This window comes from Gammaproteobacteria bacterium, from assembly GCA_033720895.1.
GTDB lineage: Bacteria > Pseudomonadota > Gammaproteobacteria > Natronospirales > JAJUFS01 > JAWWBS01.
Map to the genome: position 1 here is coordinate 1 of JAWWBS010000060.1, position 14,694 is coordinate 14,694.

The 14,694-nt window shown below is 62.2% G+C and carries 14 protein-coding genes; 9 read left to right on the top strand and 5 right to left on the bottom strand.

Annotation, left to right across the window (positions count from 1 at the left end):
* Nucleotides 1-774: DUF817 domain-containing protein (locus R3217_08810; GenBank protein ID MDX1455540.1), on the top strand; the 774-nt coding region annotated here is incomplete at its 5' end.
* 4 nt (nucleotides 775-778) lie between these two features.
* On the opposite strand, the gene R3217_08815 is transcribed toward R3217_08810, so the two are convergent.
* A complete protein-coding gene (locus R3217_08815; protein ID MDX1455541.1) occupies nucleotides 779-1,849 on the bottom strand; it encodes an SRPBCC family protein in 1,071 nt (356 codons plus the stop codon).
* A 136-nt stretch (nucleotides 1,850-1,985) separates the two neighbouring features.
* Between R3217_08815 and R3217_08820 the strand changes: the two genes are divergently transcribed.
* Nucleotides 1,986-2,942 (top strand): S41 family peptidase, encoded by a 957-nt coding sequence (locus tag R3217_08820; GenBank protein ID MDX1455542.1) that lies wholly within the window; start codon nucleotides 1,986-1,988, stop codon nucleotides 2,940-2,942.
* A 54-nt stretch (nucleotides 2,943-2,996) separates the two neighbouring features.
* Here the strand turns inward: R3217_08820 and R3217_08825 are convergent, their stop codons facing one another.
* Complete coding sequence (locus tag R3217_08825) at nucleotides 2,997-4,226, bottom strand: DUF418 domain-containing protein (protein MDX1455543.1); 1,230 nt, start codon at nucleotides 4,224-4,226, stop codon at nucleotides 2,997-2,999.
* Between the two features lie 65 nt (nucleotides 4,227-4,291).
* Nucleotides 4,292-4,978, bottom strand: coding sequence for a hemolysin III family protein (locus R3217_08830; protein MDX1455544.1), 687 nt, complete (start codon nucleotides 4,976-4,978; stop codon nucleotides 4,292-4,294).
* Between the two features lie 195 nt (nucleotides 4,979-5,173).
* Here R3217_08830 and R3217_08835 point away from each other — a divergent pair, with 195 nt between their 5' ends.
* Complete coding sequence (locus tag R3217_08835; protein ID MDX1455545.1) at nucleotides 5,174-6,037, top strand: type II CAAX endopeptidase family protein; 864 nt, start codon at nucleotides 5,174-5,176, stop codon at nucleotides 6,035-6,037.
* A gap of 75 nt (nucleotides 6,038-6,112) precedes the next feature.
* Complete coding sequence (locus tag R3217_08840; GenBank protein MDX1455546.1) at nucleotides 6,113-7,657, top strand: winged helix-turn-helix domain-containing protein; 1,545 nt, start codon at nucleotides 6,113-6,115, stop codon at nucleotides 7,655-7,657.
* Between the two features lie 9 nt (nucleotides 7,658-7,666).
* Here the strand turns inward: R3217_08840 and R3217_08845 are convergent, their stop codons facing one another.
* Nucleotides 7,667-8,776 carry a serine hydrolase gene (locus R3217_08845; GenBank protein MDX1455547.1) on the bottom strand — a complete coding sequence of 370 codons (1,110 nt, stop codon included), beginning with the start codon at nucleotides 8,774-8,776 and terminating at the stop codon, nucleotides 7,667-7,669.
* A gap of 159 nt (nucleotides 8,777-8,935) precedes the next feature.
* Here R3217_08845 and R3217_08850 point away from each other — a divergent pair, with 159 nt between their 5' ends.
* The 4 genes from R3217_08850 to R3217_08865 all read left to right on the top strand — a co-directional run bounded on the left by R3217_08850 (nucleotide 8,936) and on the right by R3217_08865 (nucleotide 12,972).
* Complete coding sequence (locus R3217_08850; GenBank protein MDX1455548.1) at nucleotides 8,936-9,496, top strand: hypothetical protein; 561 nt, start codon at nucleotides 8,936-8,938, stop codon at nucleotides 9,494-9,496.
* A gap of 227 nt (nucleotides 9,497-9,723) precedes the next feature.
* Nucleotides 9,724-11,004 carry a DUF4397 domain-containing protein gene (locus R3217_08855; GenBank protein ID MDX1455549.1) on the top strand — a complete coding sequence of 427 codons (1,281 nt, stop codon included), beginning with the start codon at nucleotides 9,724-9,726 and terminating at the stop codon, nucleotides 11,002-11,004.
* Nucleotides 11,005-11,142: 138 nt separating this feature from the next.
* Nucleotides 11,143-12,129: a GGDEF domain-containing protein gene (locus R3217_08860; GenBank protein MDX1455550.1), complete on the top strand. Its 987-nt coding sequence runs from the start codon at nucleotides 11,143-11,145 to the stop codon at nucleotides 12,127-12,129.
* 63 nt (nucleotides 12,130-12,192) lie between these two features.
* Nucleotides 12,193-12,972, top strand: coding sequence for a DUF2189 domain-containing protein (locus R3217_08865; protein MDX1455551.1), 780 nt, complete (start codon nucleotides 12,193-12,195; stop codon nucleotides 12,970-12,972).
* Between the two features lie 116 nt (nucleotides 12,973-13,088).
* Here R3217_08865 and R3217_08870 read toward each other — a convergent pair whose 3' ends face one another.
* The gene (locus R3217_08870) at nucleotides 13,089-13,472 is read right to left on the bottom strand and encodes a hypothetical protein (GenBank protein ID MDX1455552.1); all 384 of its coding nucleotides are present in this window, start codon (nucleotides 13,470-13,472) and stop codon (nucleotides 13,089-13,091) included.
* A gap of 119 nt (nucleotides 13,473-13,591) precedes the next feature.
* Here R3217_08870 and arsJ point away from each other — a divergent pair.
* Nucleotides 13,592-14,694: organoarsenical effux MFS transporter ArsJ (gene arsJ / locus R3217_08875; GenBank protein MDX1455553.1), on the top strand; the 1,103-nt coding region annotated here is incomplete at its 3' end.

A 14,694-nucleotide genomic window follows, 5' to 3' on the forward strand; every position in this document is an offset into this window, starting at 1 on the left:
CGAACCTTCATCCGCGAATTCTGGATTTTCGGCCTGAAGCAGGCCTGGGCCTGCATTTTCGGTGGTGCGCTGCTGGGCGTGATGATCATCACCCAGTTCTGGTATCCCTTCGAGGATATCTATCGCTACGACTTCCTGTTCATTGCCGCCGTGCTAATCCAGGTCTTGTTGCTGGCGTTCAAGCTCGAGACCTGGCGCGAGGCGCTGGTGATCCTGATCTTCCATGTTGTTGCCACGGCGATGGAAATCTTCAAGACGCACCCGGCAATCGGTTCCTGGTCCTATCCCGGGCAGTTCGAGATCGGGATTCTTTCCGTGCCGTTGTTCGCGGGCTTCATGTACAGCGCCGTGGGCAGCTACATTGCGCGGGCCTGGCGCGGTTTCGAGTTCCGTTACTCGACCTATCCGCCGACCTGGCAGCCGGTCCTGCTGGTCACGCTGATCTACATCAACTTCTTCACGCACCACTTCCTGCCGGACATTCGCTGGCTGCTGCTGGCGGCGAGTTTCTGGATCTACAAGGATGTCTGGATTCACTTCAAGGTGGATGTCGAGTACCGGCGCATGCCCTTGCTGCTGGGTTTCTTCCTGGTGTCGCTGTTCATCTGGATTGCCGAGAACATCGCGACCTACACCCGCGTCTGGATCTACCCGACCCAATCGGCCGAATGGCACATGGTGCCGTTCAGCAAGCTGATTGCCTGGTTCCTCCTGATGATGCTGAGTTTCGTGCTGGTGTCGCTGGTGAACAGGCCGCAGCTGACCCGGGATTGACGAGTCAGGCCTCGCGGTAGGCCCGCCGGACCAGTTCATGGAAATGCCAGACGCCGGTTTCGCGCTTCGGGTTCAGGCGACCGGCTTCGTAGGAGCCTGATGCGAGGCCACGCTGCACGGCTTCGCAGATGTCGATGTCTTCCTGCTGGATCTCGTCGCTGAACTCGAGATCCTGTTCCGCTCGTTTGGTGTCTTCCTTTGCGTAATAGAAATCGAACTCGACGCGACAGGTGTCAAGCCCGGTCGGGATGACGCGATTGGTCTGCAGGCGACCGGGCAGGATGTTCAGCATGGTGTTGGGGTAGATGAAGTAGTAGAGCGCGTCGCCCTGGCCGTAGAAATTGTTCGCCGTGTCGTCGCGTTCCAGCGGGCTCCATTGCAGCGAGTGCCAATCGCCCAGCTCGGTCCGGTAGCTGCGGTAATCCAGCAGCTTGTTAAGTCCCGGGTGCACGATGGGCAGGTGGTAACCCTCGAGGAAATTGTCGACATAGACCTTCCAGTTGCAGGCGATGTCGTAGCTGACGCGCTTCGCGAACACCAGCTCGTCGAGTTTTCGTTCGCCCATGCGCTCATCGAGGCCGGCAAGCACCTCGGCCAGCGGCGGTACGTCACCCACTGCGGCAAGAACGAGTCCTTGCCAGGATTCGACCTTGATCTCCGGCAGGCGAATGCCGGCTGGATCGAAGTCCGCCGCATCCTTCATTTCCGGCGCGCCCTTGAGCTGGCCGTCAAGGCCATAGGTCCAGCCGTGGTAGCGGCAGATGAAATTCCTGGCACCGCGACCCGCACAAGTGGCCAGCGGCCCGGCGCGATGCCGGCAGACATTGTGAAAGCCGCGCAGCCTGTTCTCGCCATCACGGGTAACAAGAATCGGAACCCCGCCAATCTCGTCCACGATGTGATCACCGGGTTCGAGCAATTGATCCGCGCGACCGACCAGTTGCCAGCTGCGTGCAAACACGACTTCCTGTTCAGCAGCGAGTGATTCCGGATGCGTGTAGAAGCGTGCGGGCAGGGCGTGCGCGGTGGCGGCATCCTGCGAGGCGAGTTGCTTGTGGTCGGGCTGGAACGGCATCGGGCACTCCGAGTTCTTGTTTTTTTGCCAACAAGCGCGACCTTTTCGGCCGCCGGCGCATCCTGATTGTATTGCACGATATTAATTGCATGATTTCTACCGACAATACCAGAACCCGAAACGGAGCAGACCTTTCATGCGCGCACTGATAACGATCCTGTTGTTCTTCACTTCGACCTTGCCCGCGCTGGCGGCAAGCGATAATGATGCGCTGCTCGATTCCCTAGCCAATGTGCTGGAAGAAAACTATGTCTTCATGGAGCTCGGGAGCGAGATGGCCAAAACCCTGCGTGATCAGCAGGCCGCTGGTCGGTATGCCCAACTGGAAGGCCTGGACCTGGCTGAGGCGCTGACACGCGAGCTGCGGGCGATCAGCAACGACAAGCACCTGGCGATCGATTACTCGAAGGACGGCATGCTGGCACCGCCACCCGAGATGGAAACTGAGGCGCAGCGTGCCCACCGCATGCAGCGCTTGCGCGAAGTGCAGTTCGGCTTTCCGCGCGCCGAGATGTTGCCGGACGGCATCGGCCTCATCGAGATCACCGGCTTCCATTCCCCGGAGCTGGCCGGTGAGCGCTTGCGTGAGGTAATGGACATCGTGAAAGATGCGCGCGCCCTGGTCTTCGACCTGCGCCGCAATGGCGGCGGCGATCCTGCCATGGTCGCTGCGGTGCAGGGTTATCTGTTTACCGAGCGCGTGCATCTCAATGACCTGGAATTCCGCGAACCCGGCACCAGCCGGTATATTACCGAGAGCTTCTTCGCCGAGCCGGTGCGCGATGGCCTGCGCAACCCTGACCTGCCGGTCTACGTGCTGACCAGCGATTACACCTTCTCGGGCGGCGAGGAGTTTTCCTACAACCTCAAGCACCTGGGGCGCGGCACGATTGTCGGCGAGGTCACGGGGGGCGGTGCAAACCCGGGTGGCGGCTTCCCGCTGGCTGAGGGCTATGTTGCCTTCATTCCGACCGGTCGCGCGGTCAATCCGGTGACCGGGGCGAACTGGGAAGGTGTTGGCGTACACCCGGACATTCCTGTCCCGGCAGAGAAGGCGATGGATGTGGTGCTGGAGGAAATCCGGAGCCCGTAAGTGAAGCTCGCTCGTGCCGCTGGCTTTCCAGCGCGAGGCGCAGCTTCCTGAGAATCATGTCTTCACGGCCTCTCTTCCATAGGTGGCCGTGCGCCAGAGTTTCTCCAGCGGGCCGAAGCGATGCCGCGCCAGCCACCAGCGACTGAACATCATCTGCAAGGCAATGACGAAGGCGGCAAAGCCGATCCAGTCGATCGGGCCGAGGCTGCCGAGTTTTTCCGGCAACACGAAATGAAACAGGCCGACACCGATCAGCGATTGCATCAGGTAATTGGTCAGCGCCATCCGACCCAATGGCACGAAGGGTGTCAGCAGGCGCTGGCCGATCCGTGTCTTCCAGAGCAACACGATGCCGGCGGCGTAGGCGAGCGCCAGCGGCACCACGCCCAGCGCATAACCGATGAACTGCTTGAAGCCTTCCGGGCCCATGGGCCAGTCCGGCGCGTCACCCGTGAGATAGAAGCGATAGATGTTCAGTGGCAAGCCGACCAGCAGGCCGACCAGGAAAATGCGCTTCAGCAGGCGGGTGTCGGAAAGCAAGCTGCCGGCCACGATCTGCCTGCCTGCCCAGAGGCCGATCAGGAACATGCCGAAGATCTTGAAAAAGCGACCTTCCCAGAGCAGGTCGGCCCAGCGGTAACCGAAGCCGATCAGGCTGAAGGCGAGCAGGTCGCCCACGCCGCCTCGCTGTATCGCCGCCATCGGGCCCTCGGGATGAATGAAGCTCATGACCCGTTCGCTCTCGAGGAAGGTGTACAGCGGCCCGGCGACATTGAGCTTCTCGTCGCTGGCCCAGCCGGCCCAGTACTGGAGGACGGGAAACAGGATGCAGCCGGCGGCCAGCCACAACAGCGTCCGGTCGCGAACATTGCGAAACAGCAACAGCGCGAGACCGCAGAGGGCATAAGGCGTCAGGATGTCGCCGGACCACCAGAGCATGTGGAGAAGACCGATGCCGAGCAAGGCATACATGCGTCGTCGGTACACCGCCAGCGAGTCCAGGCCGCGCGCCTCGATGCGCGACAGGATGACGGCGAAGCCGATGCCGAACAGCAAGGAGAAGAGGGAATAGAACTTGCCCCGCACCAGCACTTCGAGCAGCTCGTAAAGCCAGGCGTTGCCGTTCATGGCGAGGATGGCGGCCTTCTGGGCCTCGCTGTTTGCCCACCACAGCGTCATGCCGGGCAGGTTCACCGCGAAGATGAAAAACAGCAGGAAGCCGCGCAGGGCATCCAGCTCGTGATGGCGTTCAGCCTGCGAAACGGGCTGCATGGTGGCAGTCATGGCGGGATCCCCCTTCCCTGGTCCATTCAGGTCAGTCTAGGGGATTGCCGCGGGGCGCGCTGCCTTTATGGAATCAGCCAGAACACGCCGATGAAATGGCAGACGCTGCCGCCGATGCAGAACAGGTGCCAGATGCCATGGTGGTGCGGCAGCTCTTCCCAGAGATAGAACACCACGCCGAGCGTGTAGGCCAGCCCGCCAGACAGCACCAGCACGAAGGACACGAAGGGCAGGGATTCGTACATCGGGATGATCGCGGCAAGGCCCGCCCAGCCCATGGCAATGTAGGCCAGCGTCGAAACGAGGTCGAAGCGATCGGTGAAGAACACTTTCAATCCGATGCCGATCGCAGCAAGTGACCACAGCACGAAGAACAGCGGCCAGCCCCAGTTGTCGGCCATGCTGATCAGCAGGAAGGGCGTGTAGGTGCCCGCGATCAAGAGATAGATGGCCATGTGGTCGACGGCCTGCAGCACCTCCTTCACCCGCCCCGGCGGCGCGGCATGGTAGAGCGTGGACACCAGGTAGAGAAGAATCAATGAGGCCGAATACACGCTCATGGTGGTCACGTGAACGACATTGCCGTTCATCGCCGCCAGGGTGATCAGCACGGGCACGCTGCCCACCGCCAGCAGGAACCCGAGGAAATGGGTGATGACGTTGACGACCTCGTGTCGTGGCCAGCGCGGATGCTCGGCGCGAATCTCGCGGTTCATCTTCTGCATCTCGAGTTCTTCGTCGCGGTCGGTCACGTGCTTTCCCGGGGTTCGAATGAGAGCGAAGAATCGCATTCCTGCAGCAAAGAGAAAAGCACTGGCAGGCTGATGTGGTAGTTTTCAGGCGGGGCACGACCACCGGGACGGTGAAATGGCTGCGGCGTCCGCCGGAACCTGCAGCCGGTCCGCTGGTCAGACAAGGCAACAGATAATTACCAGGGGGAGTCAGGCGTGGAAACCATCAAGAAGATTTTCTTCAATGCGAGCGGCAAGTTGCGGAACGGCTGGTGGGTGCTGGCCTTCATTGCCGTGTACTTCGTCATCGGATTCTCGTATCGCTTCGGCATGAACCTGCTGGGCGAGGACGTGCTGCCCAGGGATCTTGGCCTGGCGATCGGCATCGGCCTGATCCTGCTGGCGACCTGGATCGTCATGCGCTTGCGGAAGGAGCGATTGAGCGATGTCGGCCTGGTGATGAATTCGCGCTGGGCCCGCGATTTCTTCATCGGCACCGGCCTGGGCATCGCGATGATCCTGGTCACGGCCACGCTGGTGATGGCGTTCGCCGGCGTCCGTTTTGCCATGAATCCGGAGGCCAGTGTCACGACCATGCTGTATGGCCTGTATTTCTTCCTGATCGTGTCCCTGCGCGAGGAGCTGCTGTTCCGCGGTTTCATTTTCCAGCGTGCGATCGACGGTCTTGGGCCCTGGGGGGCGCAAGTGCTGTTCGGGCTGTTCTTTGCTGTTGCACATTTCGGCAATCCCGGCATGGAAGGGGTGACCTTTGTGGTAGCGACCATCGTGATCGCACTGGCAGCCATCTTCCTGGGCGCGGCCTACATCAAGACAAGAAGCCTCGCCCTGCCGATCGGCATTCACCTTGGCTGGAACTGGGCCCAGGGCTACGTCCTGGGTTTCGGCGTCAGCGGTACCGAGGTCGACGGCATCCTCGAACCGAGTTTCGGCGATGCGCCGGTCTGGTTGTCGGGTGGCAACTTCGGTGTCGAGGCCAGCGTGTTCGCGATTGCCGTCGTGATCGGCCTGACCGTCCTTGTCTGGAAGTGGAAGCTGCTGGAACCGGCAGCGGCTCGCTGATCCTCTTGTGCCGGCTGCGGCCTTGTTGTGGCCGGCAAGCTATACTCCCCGCTTCTCCAGACGTGGTGCAGCCGCATGCAGTTTCGGCTTGATGACCTATTGATCGATATCGATCGTGAACGAGTTTCGCGTGCGGGCGAGGCGCTCTCCGTCAATGGCCTGAGTTTTCGACTGCTGGCATACATGCTGCAGCATGGCGATCGCGTCCTGACCTTCGACCAGCTGATCGAGGGTGTCTGGGCGCCCAGCGTTGTCGGCGAGGAAACCGTCACGCAACGCATCAAGCTGCTTCGCCAGGCGCTCGATGATTCGGCGGCGGAGCCGCGTTACATCAAATCGGTTCGCGGTCGCGGTTACCAGCTTGGCTTTGCACCTCGGCCTGTCACGACTCCCGTGACCGAAGCATCGCCGGGGGAGAAGCCCGTCGTGCCATCTAGAGCGATGTGGATATCCCTGTTGATCATGCTGCTGGCGGGCGGGCTGTGGATGCAGCACGCCTGGCTTGCCGACGAGCCGGGCGAGGCAGCAACCGAAGCAAGCGTCGATCCCCGGCTTGAGCGGGCGGAGTATTACGCCGGCATCGGACAGCGCGAGAACAACGAGCGTGCCATTGCGCTGTTCGAAGAGGTGCTAGCCGGGGACCCGACGAATCCGCGGGTGCGAATCGGGCTGAGCGCGACCTACAGCGCGCGTGTCTGCCGCTACAGCTTTGACGAAACCTGGGCAGAAGGGGCACGCGAGCTGGCGCGCAGCGTGCTGGATGAACTTCCCGAAGAGGCGCGGGCCTGGCAGGCGCTCGGCTATGCCAATGACTGCCTGGGTCGGATAGCCCCGGCGATCACGGCCTACCAGCGAGCCATTGCCCTGGACCCTTCCAACACGGGCGCCGCGTCTGCACTGGCCTACCTCATGGGAGAGACCGGTCGGCTGGCCGAGGCGCTCGCGTTGAACCTGAGAATTCGCGAGCAGGACCCGGCCCAGACTTTCACCAATCTCCAACTGGCGAGGAATTACGAGCTGCTTGGATACGTGGCGGCTGCCGAAACCCTGTATGGCGAAAGTTTTTCACTCTATCCGGACAATGTCTTTTCCAATGCGGCCTTTCCTGCCAGCCTCTATCGCCAGGGAAGATTCAGCGACGCGCGGCAGGTGCTGGCGGCGGCAATGAAACGACCGCAACACCCGGCTCTGCAGGTGCTGGCTGGCGAGCTGGCCTTGCTGGAGGGGAGCGATGCCGAGGCCGCGCGCGCCTTCGATGCCGCGCTGGCCATGCGGGATGATGATTACCTGCGCGTGCTGGCGACCTTGCATGGGAGTGCGATGGAGTCGACGGAGGCGCTGGTCGGGCGACTGGAAGGCAGTGCCGATGCCCCGCCCGGATGGATATCGCTGGCCCTGTTGCGCCAGCATGCCGGTGATCCCGTGGCAGCGCTGGCGGCAATGAACCGCGCGGTCGAAACCGGTTTTCGTGATCGTGCCTGGTTGCAGGTGTCGCCGCTGTTCAGCGAGATGCGCGGCCAGCCGGGCTTTGCTGCCCTGATCGACCGCATCAGCCAGGCGGTCAAGGAGCAACGCGAACTGGTACCGCCGGCCGATCGGCCGACGGTACCCTCCGGCTGAGCGCCGTCCCTATTGCAGGGCGTTCAGGATGTCGCGCTGGAACAGCGTGTGGCTTTGCGGATGGCCGTAGCTTTCACCATAGGCCGTCGAGGTAATGACAGCGACCAGGTCCAGTTCCGGCACGATGAAGACGTAGTTCCCGCCATTGCCCGCCATCGCCCAGGCCATGACCGGCTTGCCCTTGTGTTCGAAAGGCGCGCGCCAGATGAGGTAACCGTATTCGAATCCCGGACGTGGCACCGCGCTCGGCGTCAGCATCGCCGTGACCCAGCTGGCCGGCAGCACTTGCTTGTTGTCGTAACGCCCGCCATTGGCCAGCATCACACCGAGCCTGGCGAGGTCGCGACTGCGGTAGGCCAGGCCACCACCCCCCATGGCATTGCCCGTCGGGGTGAATTGCCATTCGACCTCGTCGATACCCAGGGGCTGGTGCAGCGCGGTGTCAGCAAAGCGATCCAGGCGCTGACCGGTGGCCCGCTCGATGGCGGCACCGATCATGACCGAACCTGCCGTGCAGTAGGAAAAGGCACGGCCATGCGGCGATTGCCCCGGCGCCGGAATCCAGGCCGGAAAGCCCTTGATCGGCAGGTCCATGCCGAACTGTATCCAGTCCTCGACCAGGTACATGCGTTCCTCGTTGCCGCGCGAGAACTGGTTGTCGTCGTCGCATTCCAGCAAGGAGCTCATGGTGACCAGGTCTTCGAAGCTGATCGCGGTCTTGCGCGGATCGGCGTGCTGGACCGGCTGGCGCTCCGGAAAGAAGTCGAACACCGGGCTTTTCACGTCGGCAATGGCGCCGCGATCGATGGCAGCACCGAGCAGCATGGCAGTGACCGACTTGGTCAGCGAACGGGTGTTGTGCAGGGTGGCCGCGTCGGCGCCCTCGAAGTAACGCTCGAAAACGAGCTGCCCGTGGCGCAGTACCAGGACGCTGCTCAGCTTCCGGTAGTCACCTTCGGCCATTCCCTGGTCGATGCCCGCGAGTACCGTTGCGTCGAAACCGGCACTTGCCGGTGTTGTGGTCGGCAAGGAGTCGCTTGCCAGGTCGGTGGCGTTGGCGGTGACGCTGCCGAGCAATACCCCGGCCAGGATGTAACAGCGCTTGATATGAAGTTGCATGGGTCATTCCTGTGCTTGTTGATCGGAAGCCGCAGTTGACCCGAGCAGGCGCGAAACCGCCTGAAGCCTGGCTGAAGAAAGGCTGAAGCCTTGCTGAAGGCCGCATTGCCCGGGAGATGGACTAAGCTGGGAACGGGACAACACATCAAGGGGGAAATCATGAGCGGAGTCTTTTCCATGTGGTTGCCGATCCTGGTATCGGCGGTAGCGGTGTTCTTCGCCAGCAGTGCATTCCACATGCTGCTGAAGTTCTGGCACCAGGCAGATTACAACGGCTTCGAGAACGAAGAGGGCGTGCGCGCGGCGATGCGGGGCGCGAAGCCCGGCATCTACACCATTCCCTATTGCTCGGACATGAGCGACATGGCGAAGCCCGAGGTGCAGGAAAAGTTCAAGGAAGGGCCGATGGCGGTGGTGTTCGTCGCCGAGTCCGGCATGCCGAACATGGGCAAGAGCCTGGGCAGCTGGGTCCTTTACTGCCTGGTGGTGTCGGTGTTCGTCGCCTACGTCGGTTCGCTGACACTGGGCGGGGCGGATGGGCAGGCGATCCTGCGGGTGACCTGGACGGTGGCCTTCATGGCCTATGGCCTGGGTGTCGTGCCCTATGCCATCTGGTGGGGCCAGCCGTGGAAGGCGATCGCCAAGGACCTGGTGGATGCGCTGGTCTATGGCTTGCTGACGGGGCTTTGCTTCATGTGGCTCTGGCCGGCCGCTGCCTGACCACGAAGCGGACCTTGAAAAGGCCCCGAGAGGGGCCTTTTTCTCGCCTGAAATTCAAAGGTTGTACAAGAAAATCACAATAAAAGTTGTACGAACTCGTACTTTATGTCATATAAGACCCTGTTTTTGTGAGAAAAGTCTGATTTTTTCAAAAAGCATCTTGAAAGCGTACAGGTTTTGTATAGATTTAAGGCTCCTAGTTATTCATGCCACAAAAGGAGCTCGACATGCTCAAGAGAACGACCCTGCTTTTCAGTGCCCTGGCGCTGCCCCTGGCACTGGGTGGCTGCCTGGACGGTGACGATCCGAATTTCGCGCCGCCGGTTGCCGAACTGCGCGTCGTGCACGGCTCGCCGGATGCGCCGGCCGTTGACGTGCTGGTGGATGACAATGCGGCGATCAGCGGTGCTGCCTACCTGGCCGGCACCGGCTACCTGCCCGTGCCCTCGGAAGGCTTCAAGCTGGACATCAATGCAGCCGGAACCAGCACCACCGCGCTGAGCCTTGACCCGGTCGAGCTGGCCCCCGAAACGCGTTACACCGCCATCGCGGCCAACACCCTCGACAGCCTCGAAGTGCTGGTGCTCGACGACAGCAACGAGGGCGCTGCGACGGGCAACGGGCTGCTGCGACTGGTCCATGGAGCGCCCGGCGCGCCGGCCGTGGACATCTACGCGAGCGCCCCGGGAGGTACCCTGTCGCCGCTGGCGACCAATGTCTCCTTCAAGGATTACACCGAGTTCCTCAGTGTTCCCGCCGGCAGCTATGCCGTGACGGTGACGGCGACCGGTTCGATGGATCCGCTGTATGTTTCGCAACCGATCGCGCTGGGCGAGGGTGATGTCTTCACCGCCGTTGCGCTGGAAAACCCGGAGCCGACGGTGGCCCCGATCCTGGTTGGCGCGTATGTCGATGATTCCACCTTTGCGACCGTGACCGACAGCCGCGGTGCCATCCGCGCAGCGCATCTCTCCCCGGATGCGCCGAACGTCGACATCCTGGTGGATGATGCGGTCGTGCTGACCAACGTGCCGTTCAAGGCGGTTTCCGACTACCTCGTGGTCGATGCCGGCACGCGCAACGTCAAGGTCAACGTGACCGGCACCACGACAACGGTCATTGACCAGGACGTCGAGGTCGCCGCCTCCGAGACCATCACGGTAGCGGCCGTTAACTTCGTGGCCAGCATCGAGCCGCTGGCCAGCAGCGATGACCTCGCTCCGCCCGCTGCGGGTGAAGCGAAGCTGCGCGTGGTGCACGCCTCGCCGGATGCTCCCAACGTCGATGTGCTGGTTGACGGTACGGAGGTCCTGACCGATGTGCCGTTCAAGGCGATCTCCGACTACCTCACGGTCGGTGCCGGTGATGTGAACGTGCAGGTCAATGTGACCGGCACTACCACGACAGTGATCGACGTTACGCCGACGCTGGTCGATGGCGGTATCTACACGGCCATTGCCGCCAACGAGGTGGCAAGCATCGAAGCGGTCCTGGTGCAGGACAACTGATCCCCAATCTGGAACCCTTGCCCCTGGCAGGACCGGCCCGGTATCCCCGGGCCGGTTTTTTTACAGGGACAAGAATCAGCATATTCTGGGCAGGTTGTCGTTCCCGCTTGCCGCCGATATTAGGTAAAATCGGTTTCCATGGACCGGGGGCTCAAGAACGTGCTGGCGCAGAAGGATTTCCGCATGGCGGCAACCATGGCGCTGTCGGCGCTGGGCGTGCTGATCCTGCTGCCGTTTTCACTGAACAATTTCATGCAGGGCCGGATCGGTCTCGGTTTTGGCTCCTTGTTCATCGTCGCGATCCTCGGCTACAACGCCTGGAGCATTCGCCGCGGCAGGTTTCCCGTCCGCCTGACGCTGTTCGGCCTGGTGCCGATCGTGGTGGTCTATCTTTTCTTCTCCATCAGCACACAGGGCGTCATTGGCGTGCTGTGGTGCTATCCCGCGATTTTCTCGTTCTACATGATGTTGCCGGAGCGCCATGCCTGGTTTGCCAATGCCTTGCTGGTCATCATGGCCGTGCCGACCGCAGGGCAGGTGCTGGATGAAAGCCTGGTCGTGCGCGTGGCGGCCACGCTGTTCGCGGCCAGCCTGTTTGCCATCATCTTCCTGCGGGTGATCGCCAGCCAGCAGAAGAAGCTGCATGACATTGCAGTGACCGATTCACTGACTGGCCTGTACAACCGCGCACTGTTGCAGGACGACCTGGCCCGGGCCATCGAGCAACATCGGCGCACCAGCGTGCCGATGGCCTTGCTGGCGCTGGATCTCGACCACTTCAAGAGCATCAACGATCGATTCGGTCATGACGCCGGCGACAAGGTGCTGGTCGGCACGGCGACGTTGCTGAAGCAGCGCTTGCGCAGCAGCGATCGCATCTACCGTACCGGTGGCGAGGAGTTCCTGATCCTGCTGCACGACACCAACACCCAGCAGGCCGGCAGCGTTGCCGAGGAACTGCGGCTGGCGGTCAGCAACGCGCAGTTGCTGGACCAGCACACCGTGACCACCAGCATCGGGGTTGCCATGCGCCAGGCAGACGAGCTCTGGACGGACTGGTTGCGGCGTGCCGATGCCCGGCTTTACGAGGCCAAGGAAGCGGGCAGGAATTGCGTCGCCGGCTGAGGGTGGCTTGGCTGCCGGCGCAACCGCTGGCATGCTCGAACCGGAACGCCAGGCGGGGACCACATGACGCATCCTGATACCGATACATTGCCGTTCGTGGCGCCGTGCCGCCGTCTCGACCTGCGCGCGCCACTCGCGTGGTTGCAGCTTGGCTGGCGGGACTTCCGCAACAGCGAGGGCCGCAGTGCCGCTTTCGGCATTGCGATGGTGCTCGTCAGCTGGATGGTCAGCGGACTGGCCTGGTATTTCGGCAACCTCGGTCTGCTGCTGGGCATGATGTCCGGCTTCGTCCTGCTCGGTCCCTTGCTGGCGATCACGGTCTATTCCCTCAGTGACCAGCTGCAGCGTGGTGAACCGCCGCGCTTCCGGCGCAGCGTGCGGGCTGTCGCGGCGACAGTCGGCAGTGCGGCAGTCTTCATGGTGGTGCTGACCATCGTCTTCCTGGTCTGGGCGCGGGCGGCATCAATGGTGCACGTGTTCTTTCCCTCCGAGGGTGCAACGGCTGCTCGTGACCTGTGGATTTTTCTTGGTGTGGGCACATCGGTGGGAGCGGTGTTTGCGGCGATCGTGTTCCTGGCGAGCGCCGTGTCCTTGCCGATGCTGCTCGACAAGCAGGCCGACGCCATCACCTGCGTGCTGACCAGCGTCAATGCGGTATTGCGCAACAAGCCGGTGATGTTCTTCTGGGCGGCATTGATTGTCGCGGGCGTGTTGCTCGGTACGCTGACCCTGTTCGTCGGCTTCGTCGTCATCCTGCCGGTCATTGGTCATGCCAGCTGGCATGCCTACCGGGACTGCATTGATGCATCACAGTGGCCGCCGCGAGATCGCCCGCCAGCGTAGGCATCGAATCCGTCACGTGACAGCCTTGCGTGCTGCCCGCTACCTGTCCCGCGGGTCGAGGCAAGATGCAGATCATTCACCGATGCGATGGGCGGCGCGACCGGGGCGAGCGCCTGCTATTCCTCATCCACCTGCTTGTCGAGGCGCGGCAGCACGAACTCGGTCGACTCGAAGGCCTCGCCCGGATCGAAAATGATTTCCCGGCCGTGCTCGGCGGGATTGCCCCAGCCGTTCTCGTAACTGACCCGGATGATGATGGTCAGCGGCGCCGCCTGCGGGCGACTCCGGCAGGCTTCGACGCTGAAGCGGCCACCCGGGTCGGTTGCGAAGTCGGCATGCTGCAGGCGGGTCTCGGGGTCTGCATCGTCGCCCGGGTAGCTGCATTGCCAGTCGACCTTGCCGGCCAGCGGGTAGTCGTTGTCATTGCGAATGACGATGTCACCGGCCGCGGCGGTTGCGGCAAAGCCGGCGAGAAGCGCAAGGCTGATGATGTTCTTCATGGTGCCACTCCTCGAAGCGCGAGCCTCTTGCAAGTCTAGACCTCCTGCGCCTGGCGTTCGGAAATTTTCCCGCATCGGGCTATCATCGCAGCGGCATCGAGCAGGAGGCAGGGAACGGCATGACGGCAGCATCGACGTTGCGCCAGTACGCGGCGGTCACCGGCGCATACTGGGCATTCACGATCACCGACGGCGCGCTGCGCATGCTGGTGCTGCTGTACTTCTACACGCGTGGCTATTCGGCGCTGGAAGTTGCATCGCTGTTCCTGCTGTATGAATTCTTCGGCATCGTGACCAATCTTTTCGGTGGCTGGCTGGGTGCGCGCATCGGTCTTGCGCGAGCGCTGCACCTGGGTATGTTGCTGCAGGTTGTCGCGCTGCTGATGCTGACTGCGCCCGAGGCCTGGCTGACGGTGCCCTATGTCATGGTTTCCCAGGCCTTGTCAGGCATTGCCAAGGACCTGAGCAAGACCAGCGCCAAGAGTTCCGTCAAGCTGCTGGTGCCGGATTCCGACCAGGCGGGATTGTTTAAGTGGATTGCGGTACTGACCGGCTCGAAGAACGCCTTGAAGGGCCTCGGGTATTTCCTTGGCAGTATCATGTTGGCGGCCTTCGGGCTGGCCGGCAGTGTGCTGCTCATGGCGGCGGCAATATTCGCGACCTTGCTGGTGATGCTTTTCCTGCTGCCTGGCCAGCTGGGCAAAAGCACCTACCGCCCGAAGTTCAGCCATGTGTTTTCCAAGAGCGCGGCAATCAACATCCTGTCGGCAGCGCGCCTGTTCCTGTTTGCGGCGCGCGATACCTGGTTCGTGATTGCCTTGCCGGTCTACCTGCAGGCAGAGCTCGGTTGGAGTTTCGCCAGTGTCGGCGGCTTCCTGGCCCTGTGGATTATCGGCTACGGTTTGGTGCAGTCGCTGACACCAGGCTTGCTCAAAGCGCGGGAGCAGGGCGCCAGCAGGGGGTTGGCAGAGCTGCTGGCTTTCGCGCTGGCTGTGGCCATGTTCGGCCTCGCGGCGTCGCTGCACACGTCGATCGAGGCTGGCACGGCATTGATGGCGGGCCTTGCGATCTTTGGCGTCATCTTCGCTCTAAATTCCTCGTTCCATTCCTATCTCGTCGTATCGCTGGCACGGCGCGATGGCGTGTCGCTGGATGTCGGTTTCTACTACATGGCCAATGCAGCGGGGCGCTTGCTGGGCACGGTGCTGTCCGGTGCGCTTTA